Annotated in this window: 14 protein-coding genes and 1 tRNA gene; 8 read left to right on the top strand and 7 right to left on the bottom strand. The window is 67.6% G+C overall.

Features of this window, described 5'->3' with window-relative positions:
• The first annotated feature begins 440 nt into the window (after nt 1-440).
• Nucleotides 441-5,414, top strand: a complete 4,974-nt coding sequence (locus HQ603_RS13155) for a DEAD/DEAH box helicase (RefSeq protein WP_222684962.1) — start codon at nt 441-443, stop codon at nt 5,412-5,414.
• A 152-nt stretch (nt 5,415-5,566) separates the two neighbouring features.
• Entirely contained in the window at nt 5,567-6,022 is a 456-nt protein-coding gene (locus HQ603_RS13150; protein ID WP_222684961.1) for a hypothetical protein, read from the top strand.
• A gap of 67 nt (nt 6,023-6,089) precedes the next feature.
• Here the strand turns inward: HQ603_RS13150 and HQ603_RS13145 are convergent.
• The 4 genes from HQ603_RS13145 to HQ603_RS13130 form a co-directional block, all read right to left on the bottom strand.
• A tRNA-Ser gene (locus HQ603_RS13145) sits at nt 6,090-6,180 on the bottom strand.
• A gap of 57 nt (nt 6,181-6,237) precedes the next feature.
• Nucleotides 6,238-6,435 (bottom strand): CsbD family protein, encoded by a 198-nt coding sequence (locus HQ603_RS13140; protein ID WP_068106530.1) that lies wholly within the window; start codon nt 6,433-6,435, stop codon nt 6,238-6,240.
• A gap of 106 nt (nt 6,436-6,541) precedes the next feature.
• The gene (tadA, locus tag HQ603_RS13135; RefSeq protein ID WP_308125012.1) at nt 6,542-7,039 is read right to left on the bottom strand and encodes a tRNA adenosine(34) deaminase TadA; all 498 of its coding nucleotides are present in this window, start codon (nt 7,037-7,039) and stop codon (nt 6,542-6,544) included.
• Between the two features lies 1 nt (nt 7,040).
• The gene (locus HQ603_RS13130) at nt 7,041-7,574 is read right to left on the bottom strand and encodes a tRNA adenosine deaminase-associated protein (RefSeq protein ID WP_222684960.1); all 534 of its coding nucleotides are present in this window, start codon (nt 7,572-7,574) and stop codon (nt 7,041-7,043) included.
• Nucleotides 7,575-7,645: 71 nt separating this feature from the next.
• Between HQ603_RS13130 and HQ603_RS13125 the strand changes: the two genes are divergently transcribed.
• On the top strand, nt 7,646-8,614 hold the full coding sequence (locus tag HQ603_RS13125) for a prephenate dehydrogenase (protein ID WP_222684959.1): 969 nt from the start codon (nt 7,646-7,648) through the stop codon (nt 8,612-8,614).
• A 112-nt stretch (nt 8,615-8,726) separates the two neighbouring features.
• Here HQ603_RS13125 and HQ603_RS13120 read toward each other — a convergent pair whose 3' ends face one another.
• Nucleotides 8,727-9,314: a putative glycolipid-binding domain-containing protein gene (locus HQ603_RS13120; protein WP_222684974.1), complete on the bottom strand. Its 588-nt coding sequence runs from the start codon at nt 9,312-9,314 to the stop codon at nt 8,727-8,729.
• A gap of 304 nt (nt 9,315-9,618) precedes the next feature.
• Between HQ603_RS13120 and nhaA the strand changes: the two genes are divergently transcribed.
• The 4 genes from nhaA (at nt 9,619) to HQ603_RS13100 (ending at nt 13,448) form a co-directional block, all read left to right on the top strand.
• Nucleotides 9,619-10,917: a Na+/H+ antiporter NhaA gene (gene nhaA / locus HQ603_RS13115; RefSeq protein WP_222684958.1), complete on the top strand. Its 1,299-nt coding sequence runs from the start codon at nt 9,619-9,621 to the stop codon at nt 10,915-10,917.
• A gap of 131 nt (nt 10,918-11,048) precedes the next feature.
• Nucleotides 11,049-12,203 (top strand): DNA cytosine methyltransferase, encoded by a 1,155-nt coding sequence (locus tag HQ603_RS13110; protein WP_222684957.1) that lies wholly within the window; start codon nt 11,049-11,051, stop codon nt 12,201-12,203.
• Complete coding sequence (locus HQ603_RS13105) at nt 12,203-13,012, top strand: hypothetical protein (protein WP_222684956.1); 810 nt, start codon at nt 12,203-12,205, stop codon at nt 13,010-13,012. The genes HQ603_RS13110 and HQ603_RS13105 overlap by 1 nt, the downstream gene beginning before the upstream one ends.
• Nucleotides 13,013-13,019: 7 nt before the next feature.
• On the top strand, nt 13,020-13,448 hold the full coding sequence (locus HQ603_RS13100) for a very short patch repair endonuclease (RefSeq protein ID WP_222684955.1): 429 nt from the start codon (nt 13,020-13,022) through the stop codon (nt 13,446-13,448).
• On the opposite strand, the gene HQ603_RS13095 is transcribed toward HQ603_RS13100, so the two are convergent.
• A complete protein-coding gene (locus HQ603_RS13095) occupies nt 13,445-14,080 on the bottom strand; it encodes a hypothetical protein (protein ID WP_222684954.1) in 636 nt (211 codons plus the stop codon). The two genes, HQ603_RS13100 and HQ603_RS13095, sit on opposite strands and share 4 nt — an antisense overlap.
• A gap of 41 nt (nt 14,081-14,121) precedes the next feature.
• Entirely contained in the window at nt 14,122-15,138 is a 1,017-nt protein-coding gene (gene corA, locus HQ603_RS13090) for a magnesium/cobalt transporter CorA (RefSeq protein WP_222684953.1), read from the bottom strand.
• Nucleotides 15,139-15,335: 197 nt separating this feature from the next.
• Here corA and HQ603_RS13085 point away from each other — a divergent pair, with 197 nt between their 5' ends.
• Nucleotides 15,336-16,433 carry a ferredoxin reductase gene (locus tag HQ603_RS13085; RefSeq protein ID WP_222684952.1) on the top strand — a complete coding sequence of 366 codons (1,098 nt, stop codon included), beginning with the start codon at nt 15,336-15,338 and terminating at the stop codon, nt 16,431-16,433.
• Nucleotides 16,434-16,475: the final 42 nt, after the last annotated feature.

The following is a 16,475-nucleotide window of genomic DNA, read 5'->3' as shown; positions in this document are numbered from 1 at the left end:
TACCGCATCAAACACACCGCGATCGAGTCACTGCCTTCCGTCGCCGCCGACCGTGAGGCAAACTCGACCACCTAACCTGCTCACTTTTCGACCGGAACAACTGCTCACTTTTGGACCGGAGCTGACAACGGTACCTGTGCCTGACCCGCTTCAAGCGTGAAAGACCAACGACTCGAGAGTGAAAGGGCGTACGAGCAGAGGCAGGAATGGCGGTCTCAATAAGGTCGGTGGTCTGTACCGCTCCGCTTCGCGTGTCTCCTCGACGACGCAGGTTGCTTCTGCCGTTACGCCCGACCGAACGCCCGCGGCTCGATGCGGGTAACTGGATTGGGGCCCTCTCGAACTGGACGACTCGCACACCGGGACACGCTTCGAGCACGCAGCATCAACGGCATACTCGGTCGAGTCATCCGTCGACGGTGAGGTGGTCTTGGTAGGTCATGGCAAGTGTTCACGAGGTCATTCAGGCGTTCCGCAACGAGCCCACCAACTCCGAGCGGGGAACCAAGTTCGAGCAGTTGATGGTGCGGTACTTCGAGTTGGACCCCACGCTGTCGCAGCAGTACGAGCAGGTGTGGCGGTGGATCGACTGGCCCGACCGACAGGGCAAGGTCGACACCGGCATCGACCTCGTCGCCCGCGAGCGCGACACCGGCGACTACACCGCGATCCAGTGCAAGTTCTACGAACCCACCACCACCTTGACCAAAAGTGACCTCGACTCGTTTTTCACCGCCTCCGGGAAGACGTTCACCACCACCGAGGGGACACGGTCGTTCACCAACCGCGTCATCATCTCCACCACCGACAGGTGGGGTAAGAACGCCGAAGACGCGATCAACAATCAGACCATCCCCGTGCAACGCATCGGATTGGCCGAAATATCCGATGCCCCCATCGACTGGGACGTCGCCTGGCCCGACGGAAGACTGACCGTCGAACTCAGCGAGGCGGTCCGCAACGAACCGCGCCCCCACCAGGTCGAAGCCATCGACGCCGTCTTCGGCGGCTTCGCTGCCGGCAACGACCGCGGCAAACTGATCATGGCCTGCGGCACCGGAAAAACGTTCACGGCACTGAAGATCGCCGAACGCACCGCCGACGAGGCCGGAGGCAGCGCCCGCATCCTGTTCGCAGTTCCGTCGATCTCGCTGCTCTCGCAAACGCTGCGAGAGTGGACAGCGCAAACTCACCTCGACATCCGCGCATTCGCCGTCTGCTCCGACACCAAGGTCTCCCGTTCCGCCGAGGACTACAGCACCGTCGACGTCGCCATCCCGGTGACCACCGACCCCGACACCCTCGCCGGGCACATGGCGCACCGCAAACGGTCCAAGGGCCTGACGGTTGTGTTCACCACCTATCAGTCCCTTCCCACCGTCGCGGCCGCCCAGGGGTTGGGGGTGGACCCGTTCGATCTGGTGATCTGCGACGAAGCGCACCGCACCACCGGCGTCACCGTGGCCGGCGCCGACGAGTCGAACTTCGTCCGTGTCCACGATGCCGACTTCCTCAAGGCTGCGCGCCGGCTCTACATGACCGCGACACCGCGCATCTTCGACGATGCCGTCAAGGAGAAGGCCGCCGACCACTCCGCCGAGCTGTCGTCGATGGACGACCTCGACATCTACGGCCCCGAGTTCCACCGCCTGTCCTTCGGCGACGCCGTCGAACGCGGCCTGCTTACCGACTACAAGGTCATCGTGCTCACCGTCGACGAGACCCTCGTCGCCGCTCCGATGCAGAAACAGCTCGCCGGCAACTTCGCCGAACTTCAACTCGACGACGCCTCCAAGATCGTCGGTTGCTGGAACGGTCTGGCCAAACGCGCCGGCCGCTCCCCCGACGGCGAAGGCTTCGCGGTCGGTGCGCCACCGATGAAACGGGCCGTCGCCTTCGCGAAGGACATCGCCGCCTCCAAACAGGTCGCCGAAGTCTTCCCCGCCGTCGTCGACGCGTACCGCGGTCTCCTCGACGAGAACGAGAACGACGGCGAAGCCGTCGACGCCACCAACCGCGATTTGGTCGTCTCCGCCCGCCACGTCGACGGCACCTTCAACGCCCTGCGCCGCAACGAACAACTGTCCTGGCTCAAGGCCCCCGTCCCCGAGGGTGAATGCCGCATCCTCTCCAACGCCCGGTGCCTCTCCGAAGGCGTCGATGTGCCGGCCCTGGATGCGGTGCTGTTCCTGCACCCGCGCAACTCAGTCGTCGACGTGGTCCAGTCCGTGGGTCGCGTCATGCGCCTGTCGCCGGAGAAGGACTACGGGTACATCATCCTGCCCGTCGCCGTCCCCGCCGGTGTCTCACCGTCACAGGCGTTGTCGGACAACCGCCGCTTCAAGGTGGTCTGGCAAGTCCTCAACGCCCTGCGCGCCCACGACGATCGGTTCAACGCGATGGTCAACTCCATCGCTCTCAACGCCACCACCAAGCAAGCCAAGACCGGGCAGGGCAACGACCGTCTCCTCGGTGGTCACATCGGCCCCACCACCGACTCGGACGAGACCATCGGCGACGGACACTCCACCGACGGCGGCGATACCCCCACCGCGACGACGGATACCGGGGGCGGCGGGGAGACCGCCACGCAGATGGCGCTGTTCGCCCTCTCGGAATGGCAGGAAGCGATCTACGCGCGCATCGTCGACAAAGTCGGCACCCGCGTCTACTGGGAGCAGTGGGCCGCCGATGTCGCCGATATCGCCGCAGCGCAGATCGCCCGCATCAACGCCCTCCTTGACGGCGCCTCCCCAACGGTCGCAGCGCAGTTCGAGAAGTTCCTGACCGGGCTTCGGGCGAACCTCAACGACTCCATCAGCCGAGACGACGCGATCAGCATGCTTTCTCAGCACCTAATCACCAGACCGGTGTTCGACGCCCTGTTTGCCGGCCACGACTTTGCCGCCCACAACCCCGTCTCGATTGTCATGCAGCAAATGCTCGACACCCTCGACGACGCCAACCTCGAATCGGAAACCGCGGGGCTGGACCGCTTTTACGACTCGGTCCGAGTCCGCGCGTCCGAGGTCACCAGCGCCGAGGGCAAACAGCAGGTTATCGCCGAGCTGTACGAACGGTTCTTCCGCGTCGCGTTCAAGAAACAATCCGACGCGCTCGGCATCGTCTACACCCCTGTCGAGATCGTCGACTTCATCCTCCGCGCCGCCGACCACGTCTCGAAGGAGCACTTCGGCAGAGGACTGACCGATGAAGGTGTCCACGTCCTCGATCCGTTCACCGGTACCGGTACGTTCCTCACCCGGCTGCTGCAGTCCGGGTTGATTCTTCCCGACGATTTGGCGCGCAAGTACCGCGAAGAGTTGCACGCTAACGAAATCATGCTCTTGGCGTACTACATTGCCGCCGTCAACATCGAAACCACCTACCACGCCCTTACCACCCCCGACGGCGAGAATGGGCAGTACCAGGCGTTCGAAGGCATCGTTCTCGCTGACACCTTTCAGATCACCGAAGACGGCGACACCATGGACACGATCATGTTCCCGCAGAACAACGAACGCATCGTGCGCCAGATCGAAGCACCCATCAACGTGATCGTCGGAAACCCCCCGTACTCGGTCGGGCAGGACAGCGCCAACGACGGCAACGCCAACCTCCGCTACCCCACCCTCGATGCCCGCATCGCCGAGACCTACGCCGAACGCTCCACCGGCACCAACAAGAACAGCCTCTACGACTCCTATTACCGCGCCTACCGGTGGGCCACCGATCGCATCGGTGGCACCGGCATCGTCGCCTTCGTCTCGAATGGCGGCTGGATCGACGGCAACACCGCCGACGGGGTCCGACTGAGCTTCGCCGACGAGTTCGCTCATCTATGGATCTACAACCTCCGAGGTAATCAGCGCACTGCCGGGGAGCTCTCCCGGAAAGAAGGTGGCAAAGTCTTCGGCTCTGGAAGCCGCTCCACCATAGTCATTTTCGTGGGTGTCAAGGATGTTTCACACACCGGTCCCGTTCAGATTCACTATCGGAATATCGGCGACTACTTCGACCGGGATCAAAAACTACGGCTTGTGGCCTCCAGCGCTATCGACACCCTCGAGTGGGACACTATAACCCCAAACACCAGCGGCGACTGGATCGGACAACGCGACGACAATTTCGGCACATGGCCAGTGATCGGCGATCGGGGGCAACCGAGCAGCGCCGTCTTCCGTCGCTTCTCCCGCGGAATCGAGACCTCAAGAGACGCCTGGGTGTACGACTATTCCCAAACCGCACTGGAAGCGAACGTTCGTCGGCTGATCGACAACTACAACGCTCTTCACGAACCGTTCGCCACGTTCTGCACTGCAAACTCCATCACGAAACCGAAGGAAGCCGACGTCACCGCATTCCTCACCGCGCAACCCGACGCCGCACGGGAAGACCACATCAAGTGGTCGCGAAGCCTGCGCACGCACCTGGCTCGTCGCGCCGTCCTTGCATTCAACGACGACGGGATTAGACCAAGCACCTATCGACCGTTCACCGCACTGTGGTCGTACTTCGACGGCCATCTGAACCACGAGCGAAGTCAATTGCCGTCGATGTTCCCGACCCTCCACCATGACAATTATGGCTTTGTTGTTATGGGTCCGCGGCCCGCGGCAGATTTTGCCGTTATGGCGTCCCGAACCATGCCCGACGTTGCAATGTTCACCTATACCGTCCAGTTCTTCCCTCGGTACACCTACGAGCGGGTTAACGGCGCCTCCGGCAGTGAGCTCGATTTCGGTTCATCTGCCGATGAGCTGAGCGTGGACGAATGGGGATACCGACGCGTCGACAACATTTCCGACGACATCCTCGCGGTCTACCAGGCTGCGCTCGGCGACTCGGTGACAAAGGATCAGATCTTCTGGTCGGTGTACGGGCAACTGCACGTCCCGGCCTACCGGGAGACGTACGCGGCGGATCTGAAGAAGATACTCCCCCACATCCCCACCCCCGACAGCATGGAGCGCTTCGCGCAGCTTGCCGAGGCAGGCGAGAAGCTCGGCGCCCTCCACATCGGATACGAGGAGGTCGATCCGTACCCGCTCGACATGCAGCTCAAGGCCGGTGTCGACAAGCACGACCGTGAAACGTGGCGGGTACAGAAGATGAAGTGGCGCAGCAGAACCGACCACACGGCCATCGTCTACAACCCCAAGGTCACCATCTCCGGCATCCCTCCCGAGGCCGAGGGATACATGCTGGGGTCACGGTCGGCGCTGGCGTGGATAATCGACCGCTACCAGGTCAAGACAGACAAAGCATCTGGCATCGTCAACGATCCGAACCTCTGGTGCGACGAGCACGACGATCCCACCTACATCGTCGAACTGATCAAGAAGGTCACCACCGTCGCCGTTGAGACGATGCGTATCGTCTCCTCGCTCGAACCCAGCGGTGACGCATCGTGACTGCATCGGCGACGCAGGGCTGACGGTCTGCTCGATGAGCAGACCGGGAGCGCATCCCCGTGACGGTGAGCGCACATCGCATCACATGGAAGCGCTCCTCGTTGAGTATTCGATCTGGAACCACATGAGCGAACGGACCGGTAAGGAGCCCCATGCTGCTCGACCCTGAATACTCACTCCCTCCACTCGAGGCCGGCCAGCGTCTGTTCATCTGCGCCGGATCGCCGTGGGATGAGGCACTCGCGGACCTCCGCAATCCCCGGGCCGATCAAGCCCCGAAGGTGTGGAACGTCGCACGGGACTACGCCAAGGGCGACTGGATCTTGACCTACCTCAGCACTCAACCCAGGGTCTTCCTGTGCTGGGAACAGGCTGTACGGGACGCCACTCCTGGTGGGCAGATACTCGTCGACTACGACCGCGCTGTTTACTTCGAGAACCTGGTGGTCGTCGATACCGTCGAACGGCGAACGGGCCTGACCATCACATCTCAGCGGTCATTCGAGTACGAGGACGCACTCTCCATTCGAGACGCCCTGATCAACGAACTCTGGTACCCACGGTCGTGGCACGGCCTGCCGGGTCGACACGGCGACGTCAACTACTGAGAGGCGCCGTACCCCGACCCAGACGGGAGGCAAAAAAACTCCCCACCTGCGAACAGGTGGGGAGCTTTGGCGGTGGCGGAGGGATTTGAACCCTCGGACGGGGGTTACCCGTCACACGCTTTCGAGGCGTGCTCCTTAGGCCGCTCGGACACGCCACCGCCGACCAGGCTACCGGAGGGGGTGCGCGATCGAGAAATCGCGGCCGGAGCAGGGCCTCAGTGGCCGGTGAGCTTGTCCTTGATGTTGGACGCGGCGTCCTTGACCTTCTCCACGCCGTCCTTGACGGCGGAGGAGGCCTGGTCGCCCTGACCCTCGGCGCGGAGCTGGTCGTCGCCCGTGGCGTTGCCGGCGGCTTCCTTGCCCTTGCCCTTGAGGTCCTCTGCCTTGTTCGAGATCTTGTCGTCCAAGCCCATCGTGCTCTCCTGTTCGTCCCGAAGGACAGTTGCCGCGTAGAACACGGACGTCCACCCCTCCGTTTCGGCGAGGCAGGCGACGCAGCGTTGCGTCTGTCGTTCTACGTCAATGCAGATACCCGGGCTCGCGCCGCGACGAAACATCGCGGGCGCGATGGAAGAAGGCCGTGACCGAATCGGAACACTCGCGTTCCAGCACTCCCCCGGCCACCTCGGGTCGGTGGGTCAGGCGGCGGTCGCGCACCACGTCCCACAGCGACGAGACCGCTCCGGTCCGCGGCTCGTACGCGCCGAAGACGATGCCCGAAATGCGTGACATCACAGCGGCTCCCGCGCACATGGTGCAGGGCTCGAGCGTCACCACGAGGGTGCATTCACCGAGGCGCCAACCGTCGCCGTGCCGCGCCGCGGCGGCCCGAAGGGCGAGGATCTCCGCATGCGCGGTGGGATCGCCGTCCTGCTCGCGGCGGTTGGTCGCCTCGGCCAGGACGGTCCCGTTCGCGTCGACCACCACCGCGCCGACGGGCACGTCGTCGTCGGGTGTCGTCGCGGCGACAGTCAGCGCGCGCCGCATCCACCGCTCGTGGTCCGCGGCGGGAAGCACGTCAGTGCTGGAGCGAGTCGAGCACGGCGGCGAACTCCTTCGCGAAGCCCATCCTCTGCGCGATCATGCCGAGTTGCTCGTCCGGATAGAGATCGGTCTCGGCGACGATGACGCCGAGGACGGGCTCGGGGAGCCCCATGTCGCTCAGCAGGTCGAGATCGCCCTCTTCCCACGGCTCGACGTCGTCGAGCTCGTCGGGGTCGAGATCCGGGATGTCGACGTTCAGGCGATCCAGCACGTCGGCGGCGATGTCGTAGTCGAGCGCGGCGGTGGCGTCGGACACCAGGACCCGGCTCCCCGACGGCGCCGGACGCAGAACGACGAAGAACTCGTCGTCGATGTCGAGGAGGCCGAACACCGCGCCCGCGCTCCGCAGCTCGCGGAGCTCGGTCTCGGCGGCATCGAGGCTGGTGAGGGCATCCGACGACAGTGCCCGGCACGTCCACTTGCCGTCCTCACGCACGACCGCGACGGCGAAACCCTCCAGGTCGTCGTCGTCGGCGGAGGCGTTCCCGCTTCCACGCTGTGCAGCCATGCGCGCAACCGTAGTCGCTGGGAGCGGTGTCGATACGCCGACCTCCCCGCCGATGTGCTTTTCTCACAACTGTGAACTCACCCGATCGTCCCGTCTGCGTCCTGGGTCTGGGTCTGATCGGCGGATCGCTGATGCGGGCCGTCGTCGCATCCGGTCGACCGGCCCACGGCTGGAACCGGTCCGCGCACGCCGTCGACGCCGCGCGTCTCGACGGGTACGACGTCACCGGCGACCTCGACGCCGCCCTCCGGCGGGCGGCCGAGAAACGCGCCCTGATCGTCGTCGCGGTCCCGATGACGGCCGTCGACGACGTCCTCACCACCGTTGCGGCGATCGCGCCCGAGTGCCCGCTCACCGACGTCGTCAGCGTCAAGGTGGAGATGGGCGAGGCCGTCGCCCGGCACGGTCTGTCCTCCCGGTACGTCGGCGGCCATCCCATGGCGGGCACCGCGGCGTCGGGGTGGATCGCGGCCGACGCCGACCTGTTCCGCAACGCCGTCTGGGTGGTCACCGTCGACGACGGGACCGACCCCGACGTCTGGATGCAGGTGGCGTCACTGGCGCTGACCTGTGGTTCCGTCGTCGTTCCGGCCCGGTCCGACGAGCACGATCGCGCCGTGGCGCGCGTGTCGCATCTGCCGCACGTGCTCGCGGAGGTGTTGGCGAGCGTCGGCGCCGACGGCGGCGAACTGGCGCTGCGCCTGGCCGCCGGCTCGTTCCGGGACGGCACCCGCGTGGCCGGCACCGCACCCACGCTGGTCTCGGCGATGTGCGACGCCAACGCCCCGGCCCTGCTCGAAGCGGTCGACGACGCCCTGGCCCGGCTCACCCGCGCTCGCGAGTCCCTCGCGGCGTCGTCCTCCACGACCGAGTTGACCCGCGACGGCCACCGCGCCCGGACGCGGTACGACGATCAGCTGCAGTGGTGGGAGATCACGGACGTCGTGGTCGGCGCCGACGGGTGGGCCGACGCGATGCGGGACCGGGCGCGCGCCGGCGGCGTCGTGCAGCGGTTGCCGGAGCGGCGCGCGGTCACCTGACCTCCGGCTGCGCTGCGCAGCGCAGCAGGATCCGCGCGGGTTGCAGCATACGCAGATCGAGGTGCGCTGCGCACCGGGGACGGGAGACGCGCCGACAAGGCCGGACGACCGCTCAGATGCGGTGCGCCATCCCGTCGTACCCCACGACGAAGCCGTCGGAGTCGACCGTGACCCGTGAGTGGCCCATCGGCGAGTCGACCTCGAACTCGGTCGGGCCGCCGCGGTAGGTCAGCGTCTCCGCGCGGGCGGTCAGCCCGGGCAGGCCGACGTAGACCACCGGAACTTGCTGGTCGGTGGCGTCCGCGGTGTGCAACCCGAGGCGGCGGATGGCGAGGGTGTTGAAGAACGGGCTCCACACCAGCTCGGTGTCCAGCGCGCCGTCGAAATCACTGCGGGTGGGCGACGCGGAGTCGATGAGCCAGAACCCCTGCGAGTCGCGGCTGATCGAGATCTGGCTCTCCCCGGCGGCCACGGCGGCGCGGACGGACAGACGCTTGGTCACCCCGGACTCGTCGGTCACCAGGTCGTACGACGCCGAGAACGCGGGGTGCTCGTCGCAGGCGCCGGCGATGATGCGGCCGGCGGCCTTGATGCGCTTGCCGTTCATCTGCACACGGACCGATTCCATGCGCGGTGCCTCGAGGGCGCGCCAGGTGAGAACGGCCGGCCACGACGATCCCGGAGCGTCGGCGGACGACAGAGACGTGGGTGCGGGAGTGGTCACGTGCACACGGTAGAGCACCGAGCCCCGCCGAGGAGCGGAGCAGCCAGATTTGTCCGTGATCGCGATTCGCGCCTACTCGTCCCGTGACGTCGGCCGACTTCTCCGGGCCGCTGACCAGCGAGGTTCCGACGACGCGCGTGAACGACGCCACGAGCGCCGGTGCCCGCGACCGTGCTCACAGACGCGCGATAGTCTTGGCGGCGGAGTGCCGGGAAGTCTGGTCGGCGGCCCACCGGTGGCCTCACACCGGCCCCGACCGGTCCCACGCGAAAGTTCTCCGATGCCTGCCTCTCCACGCCTGTTCCGCCTCGGCTCCTGGCCGGAGGCGTCCCGCCTCACCGCCGTGCTGCGATCCGAGACCGTCGGCGGGGCGTTGCTCCTCGCCGCCACCGTCGTCGCGCTCGCCTGGGCGAACTCGCCGTGGTCGAGCGCCTATCACTCCCTGATGTCCCTGCGACTCGGACCGTCGGCGCTGCATCTCGACCTCACCGTCGCGACCTGGGCGGCGGACGGACTGTTGGCCGTCTTCTTCTTCGTCGTCGGGCTCGAACTCAAGCGGGAGTTCGTCGCGGGCGATCTGCGCGACCCCGCTCGCGCCGCGCTGCCCATCGTCGCCGCGGTGGGCGGCATGATCGCGCCCGCCCTGATCTACGTGCTCGTGAACACCCTCGGCGACGACGGCGCCCTGCGCGGGTGGGCGGTCCCGACGGCCACGGACATCGCGTTCGCCGTCGCGGTGCTCGCCGTCGTCAGCTCGCATCTGCCGCTGGCGCTGCGCACCTTCCTGCTGACCCTGGCCGTCGTCGACGACCTCCTCGCGGTGACGGTCATCGCGATCTTCTACACCGACGAGCTGAACGTCGCCGCCCTCGCCGGCGCCCTGGTTCCACTGGCGCTGTTCGCCGTCGCGGTGCAGAGGCGCATCCGCTCCTGGTGGCTGCTCATCCCCCTGGCCGTGGCCTGCTGGGTCCTGATGCACGCGTCGGGCGTCCACGCGACGGTCGCCGGGGTGCTCCTCGGCTTCACCGTTCCCGTCCTGCGCAGCCGCGCCGCCGGCGGGCCGGACGCGGGACCCGGACTGGCGGAACACTTCGAACACCGCGTGCGGCCGATCTCGGCCGGGGTGGCGGTGCCGCTGTTCGCCTTCTGCGCCGCCGGCGTCACCGTCGGCGGGCTCGCGGGTCTGGAATCCGCGCTGACCGATCCCGTCGCCGTGGGCATCGTGCTCGGACTCGTGCTCGGCAAGTTCGTCGGTGTGTTCGGCACGACCTACCTGGTGTCGCGGTTCACCCGCGCCACCCTCGACGAGGGACTGGCGTGGCGCGACGTGGCGGGCGTCGCGGTGCTGGCGGGGATCGGCTTCACGGTCTCGCTGCTGATCGGCGACCTCGCCTTCGGCGCCGGCACCGAGCGGGACGACCACGTGAAGGTGGCCGTCCTCACCGGCTCGGTGATCTCGGCGGTGCTCGCGACGATCGTGCTGCGCAGCCGGGACCGGGCGTACCGGGCTCTGCACGCGGAGCAGACCCGCGACGCCGACGGCGACGGCATTCCCGACGTGTTCCAACGCGAGCGGTAGCGCGGCGGGACGGGGCTGTCGGTGCGTCCCGGTAACGTCGGCGTCGATCGAGATCGGGTCGTGCGGCGCCGGTCGGTGGGACGAGTGATGCGGAAGCGGGGACCGACGTGGGCGGCGGAGGCACAGGCACGATGGTCGGGCTCTTCGCCGGCATCGGGGGCCTCGAGCTGGGCCTGACGCAGCACGGGTGGTCCAGTGAGCTGCTGTGCGAGATCGATCCCGGCGCCGGTGCGGTGCTGCGCGCGCGATTCCCCGACGTGCCCCTGCACCGCGACGTCACCACGCTGCGGTCGCTGCCCGCGGGCACGGAGCTCGTCGCCGCCGGCTTCCCGTGTCAGGACCTCTCGCAGGCCGGACGCACCGCCGGCATCACCGGTGATCGGTCCGGCTTGGTGGACCACGTCTTCCGGCTCGTGGCCCGTCGCCGCGGCCCGCGGTGGCTGGTCATCGAGAACGTCCCCTTCATGCTGCAGCTCGGGCGCGGTGCCGCGATGCGTCACATCACGCACGCGCTCGAGGAGCTCGGATACACGTGGGCCTACCGCGTGGTCGACGCCCGCTCGTTCGGGCTCCCCCAGCGTCGGCAGCGCGTGGTCATGCTCGCCTCCCGCACCGAGGATCCGCGCGCGGTGCTGTTCGGCACCGACGTGCCCGTGCCGTACCCGGCGGACTCCGAGTCCCTGCCCTGCGGTTTCTACTGGACCGAGGGCGTTCGGGGGCTCGGCTGGGCGGTCAACGCCGTTCCCACGCTCAAGGGCGGGTCCACGCTCGGCATCGCCAGCCCGCCGGCCGTGCGCCTGCCCGCGGGCGAGTTGGTCACGCCCGGCATCACCGACGCCGAGCGCCTGCAGGGGTTCGACGCCGGGTGGACGTCGCCGGCCGTCGACGTGCCCGGTGTGCGCGCGGGACACCGCTGGAAGCTGGTGGGCAACGCGGTGAGTGTGCGCATGGCGTCGTGGGTCGGGGCGCGGCTGGCCGACCCGGTGGATCACGACGGGACCGCGGACGTTCCGCTCGCGCCCGGGCAGAGCTGGCCGACGGCCGCGTGGGGACGGAACGGGCAGGTCTTCCGCGTCCCGGTCGGCACCTGGCCGGTCGAGGCGCCGTACGAGGATCTGGCCGGCTTCCTGACGGATCCGAAGTTGTTGTCGGAGCGGGCAACTGCCGGATTCCTTCGCCGCGCGCGGTCGGGCAACCTGCGGTTCGAGCCCGGCTTCCTCGACACCGTGGAGGCGCACCTGGACCGCATGCGCACGCCCGAGCGCGAGCCGGTTCGAGTCGCCTGATGTTTCCGCTGACGTTCGCGCTGGACTTCGCCGGGGACCGTCCGTCGCCCACCGCGGACCGCGGAGAAAAGAAGAACTACGCCCAGCGTCTGTCGAACCACCTCGCGCAGGCCGTGGCCGACGGACTCCGTCCCCGCTATCCGTCCATCACCCCGGACGCCCACGGCGTGGGGCAGGAGGCGCAGGTCGACGTCGCGAAGGGCCGCAAGCGGCTCGACGTCAAGGCGCTCGATCCCACGCTCGGACTGATTCTGTGCGTGTCGATCAAGACCTACAGCTTCCAGGATTACAGCCCCACCACCGGCCGACTCGGTCGCTGGACCAAGAACATCGTCCGCAACGATCACGAGTTGCGCGGCGAGGCCATGGTGCTGCACCAGCGGCAGCCGTACAGCGTGCTGGTCGGCGTCATGTTCGAGCCCTGGTCCACGTGCGAGGACGGCGATCCCACCAAGACCAGCGACATCGGCAAATCGTCCTTCGCGCACCACGTGACCACGTTGTCCAAGCGGGCGGGGCGGGGCAAGCGGCCGGTCGTCGGGAGCACCGAGCGGGCCTGGGTCGACCTGGGGGCCGAGGACACCCGCTACGACTTGTTCGAGAAGGTCTTCATCGGCCTGTACGAGCCGGACGGCCCGTACCGCGGGGACGTCCGCTTCTTCGACGTCGAGGACGCGCCGCCGCGCAACGGTCGACCCGCCGAACGCTCTCTCCTGCACTTCGACCAGTTCCTCGACGTCGTGCACGCCGAGGTGGAACGACGAAATCGCTTCGCGCCCAGCTGGTCCGAGCCCGACGACGAGGACTGACCCGCCCATGGCCGAGCGTCCGCGTACCGACGCGGCCACCAGCGCGCGCCTGTCCCAGCAACGCCGCCGCGACACGAAGCCGGAACTCGCGCTCCGCCGCCTGCTGCACGCGGCCGGTCTGCGCTACCGCGTCGACCGCGCGCCGCTGCCCGGGATGCGCCGTCGCGCCGACCTCGTGTTCACGCGGGCGCGGGTGGCGGTCTACGTGGACGGCTGCTTCTGGCACTCCTGCCCCGTGCACGCCACCCGTCCTCGCAACAACGCGCAGTGGTGGGCGGACAAGTTGGCGGCCAACGTCGCCCGCGACCGCGACACCGACCGCCGACTCGCCGAGGCCGGGTGGACCGTGGTGCGCATCTGGGAGCACGAGGACCCGGCGACCGCGGCCGCGGAGGTCACGGCCGCGGTCCGCGGCGACCGGGTGCCTGAAAACTAGATGCGCTCGTGGCGCCCGCCGCCCGACTCGGGCGTGTGCGGGGCGTCCGGGTAGCCCGCGGCATCCGGGCCGCGGTGACCGGCGTCCTGCGGCCCCGCGTTGCGGTGACCGGAATCCTGCGGCCCCGCGTTGCGGTGCCCGGAATCCTGCGGCCGGGCGCTGCCGTGCCCGGCGTCCTGCGGCCCGGCGCTGCCGTGCCCGATGTGCCGGGGGTCGTTGTAGCCGAGATCGCCGGCCGAGTCGATGCCGTCCCGCGCGTGGTCGTCACGCCCGTCGCGACGCCCGTCGCCCCGCACCGTGGGATCGAGCTTGTTCGCCCGCTCCCACTCCTTGTCCAACTCGTCGCGGCTGCTGGCGGCCTCGCCGCGGTGCTCCTGCGCGCGCTGCGCGGCGAGCCGGGCTTCCGCGGCCTTGGCGTCGGCCTCGGCGGCGGCGCGGCGGGCGTCGGCCTCGGACTTCTGGGCCATCGCCTCCCGCTGCTCGACCTCGGTGGACCGCTCGGCGGCCCGCTCCCTGATCTGCTCGGCCTGCTCGAGGCGCTTCTGCTTGCTCTTCTTCGACAGCGCCACCGCGATCGCGGCCAGCACCAGCACGACGACGACGGCCACGACGATCCATACGATGGTGTTCATCCGGAGCGGCTACCCGGGTGGCGCCGCGTTCACACCCGCCCTCACAACCATTTCTGGCGTCGGAAGACCAGGTAGAGCACGCAGGACGCGAGCAGCATCGTCGTCACGGCGGCGGGGTAGCCGAAGCGCCAGTGCAACTCGGGCATGTGGTCGAAGTTCATGCCGTACACCCCGGCGATCAGCGTCGGGGCGAACAGGATGGCGCCCCAGGACGAGATGCGCTTGACCTGTTCGTTCTGCTCCAGGCTCACCTGCGTCATCGCGCGCATCTCGTCGTTCTGCCGTTGGCCGACGAGAGTGGTGTGCACGGACAGCGCGTTCTGCAGCGTCGCGCGGAACGAGTCGACCCGCTCGGTGATCCGGATGGCATGGTCGAGGACGTCGCGCAGGTTGCGGCGGAGCTCGAGGTCCACGTTGTACTTCTCCGAGCCGCGACCGAGCGCCTCGATCATCGCGACCAGCGGATGCGTGGCCCGTTGGAACTCGATGACCTCGCGCGAGAGTTCGTAGATGCGTCGCGAGACGTCGGGGTCGCCGTCGAACAGCTGATCGTCGATCTCGTCGATGTCGTTCTCGAGCCCCTTCACCACGGGCTCGTACTCGTCGACGACCTGGTCGAGGATGGCGTAGAGCACGGCCTCGGCGCCCTGCTCGAGCAGGGTCGGCGCGTCCTCGAGACGGCGGCGGACGACGGACAGGTTGGGCGACTCCGCGTGCCGGATGGTCACCACGAAATCGGGCCCGCAGAAGACGTGGACCTCGCCGAACTCGACCTTCTCGGTCTCGTCGACGTAGCGAGCGGGATGCAGCACCACGAAGAGTTGGTCGCCGTACCGTTCGAGCTTCGGCCGCTGGTGCGCCGAGACGGTGTCCTCCACCGCGAGCGGGTGCAGGCCGAACTCGGCTGCGACAGAGGCGATCTCGTCGTGGTCGGGTCGGTAGAGCCCGATCCACGCCATGCCCCCGCACTTGCGGAGGAGCTCGTAGGTGCGGTCGAGGCTCTCCGGCTGCTCGGTGCGCGCTCCGTGCACGTAGACCGCGTTGTCGACGATGGTCACCCGGGCCTCCTCACCCTTGCTCGGCGCTCCTCGTGAGACGCGCCGAGGAGTCTGTCACGGCGCGCGGCACCGTTCTCGAGAGACTTCGACAGTTTGAACCGCCGACGGTGGAGTGCGCCTGGTCGCACCACGTCCGACAGCGTCCACTATTGCGTGTTCGGACACCTGTCACCGGCGGTCACAGTACCGTTGGCGCCATGGCTGAACGCGGTGCACGCCCCCAGGTGTCGGTCCTCCGGCGAACCATGCTCAAGGCGTTCAAACATCTGTCGAACCCGCTGCGGCCGGACGACTACTTCGAGATGATCAATCCGCTGTGGACCACGCGGGAGCTCCGCGGGAAGGTCGACCACGTCGAACGTGAGGGAACCGACGCCGTCTCGGTGTTCATCAAGCCCGGGTACGAGTGGGGCGGTCACGAGCCCGGTCAGTACCTGCGCCTCGGCGTGCTGATCGACGGTCGCTATCACTGGCGCGCCTACTCGCTCACCTCGGACCCGCACGGCGACAACGGCCTCATCTCGGTCAGCCCCAAGCTCGTTCCGGAGGGCACCGTGTCGCCCTTCCTCGTGGAGAAGATCAAGCCGGGCGACATCGTCCGACTCAGCGAGGTCGAGGGCGTCTTCACGCTGCCCGATCCGGTGCCGGACAAGCTGCTCTACATCAGCGCCGGCAGCGGCATCACGCCGATCATGAGCATGCTGCGCGAGCTCGACCATCTGGACCAGATGAAGGACGTCGTCGTCATCCATTCCGTGCACAGCCGGGATCAGTGCATGTTCTCGGAGACCCTCGAGCGACTGGACCGCAAGCATTCCACCCTGAACCTCGACATTCGTGTCACCGAGGACCGGGGCCGCATGAAGGCGTCCGATCTGGACGAGTTGTGCCCCGATTGGCGTGAGCGTCAAGCATTCTGCTCCGGCCCGGCGGATCTCCTGGACGATCTGAAAGCCTGGTGGAAGGAGAACGGCGATCCGGACAAGTTCCACAACGAGAGTTTTCAGCCCGTCATCGGCAGCGGCGACGAGGAGGGCGAGGGCGGCACGGTCCGCTTCCTGCGCAGCGATCAGGACGTCGAATGCGACGGCGGCACACCGATTCTCGCGGCCGGCGAGGAAGCCGGACTGGACCTCAAGTTCGGCTGCCGCATCGGCATCTGCCACACCTGCACGGGCACCCTGAAGAAGGGGCGTTTGAGGGACTTGCGGAACGGGGAAGTCTCGGAACCTACGGGGCAGGCAGTACGCATCTGCGTCAACACTGCCGAGGGAGACATCGAGATCGATCTCTGACGAGACCGGTTGCCATTACCGCCACGCGGTATCTACAGGGGA

It is taken from the genome of Rhodococcoides corynebacterioides, assembly GCF_019834675.1.
In the GTDB taxonomy this organism is placed as follows: Bacteria; Actinomycetota; Actinomycetes; order Mycobacteriales; family Mycobacteriaceae; genus Rhodococcoides; species Rhodococcoides corynebacterioides_A.
The sequence above is the reverse complement of the archived record's forward strand: the minus strand, read 5'-3'. Positions and strand labels throughout refer to the sequence as shown.

Coding starts and splice junctions, on each gene's coding strand:
- HQ603_RS13155 (WP_222684962.1), top strand. CDS start 441: ATGGCAAGTGTTCACGAGGTCATTCAGGCGTTCCGCAACGAGCCCACC.
- HQ603_RS13150 (WP_222684961.1), top strand. CDS start 5,567: ATGCTGCTCGACCCTGAATACTCACTCCCTCCACTCGAGGCCGGCCAG.
- HQ603_RS13140 (WP_068106530.1), bottom strand. CDS start 6,435: ATGGGCTTGGACGACAAGATCTCGAACAAGGCAGAGGACCTCAAGGGC.
- HQ603_RS13130 (WP_222684960.1), bottom strand. CDS start 7,574: ATGGCTGCACAGCGTGGAAGCGGGAACGCCTCCGCCGACGACGACGAC.
- nhaA (WP_222684958.1), top strand. CDS start 9,619: ATGCCTGCCTCTCCACGCCTGTTCCGCCTCGGCTCCTGGCCGGAGGCG.
- HQ603_RS13110 (WP_222684957.1), top strand. CDS start 11,049: ATGGTCGGGCTCTTCGCCGGCATCGGGGGCCTCGAGCTGGGCCTGACG.
- HQ603_RS13105 (WP_222684956.1), top strand. CDS start 12,203: ATGTTTCCGCTGACGTTCGCGCTGGACTTCGCCGGGGACCGTCCGTCG.
- HQ603_RS13100 (WP_222684955.1), top strand. CDS start 13,020: ATGGCCGAGCGTCCGCGTACCGACGCGGCCACCAGCGCGCGCCTGTCC.
- HQ603_RS13095 (WP_222684954.1), bottom strand. CDS start 14,080: ATGAACACCATCGTATGGATCGTCGTGGCCGTCGTCGTCGTGCTGGTG.
- HQ603_RS13085 (WP_222684952.1), top strand. CDS start 15,336: ATGGCTGAACGCGGTGCACGCCCCCAGGTGTCGGTCCTCCGGCGAACC.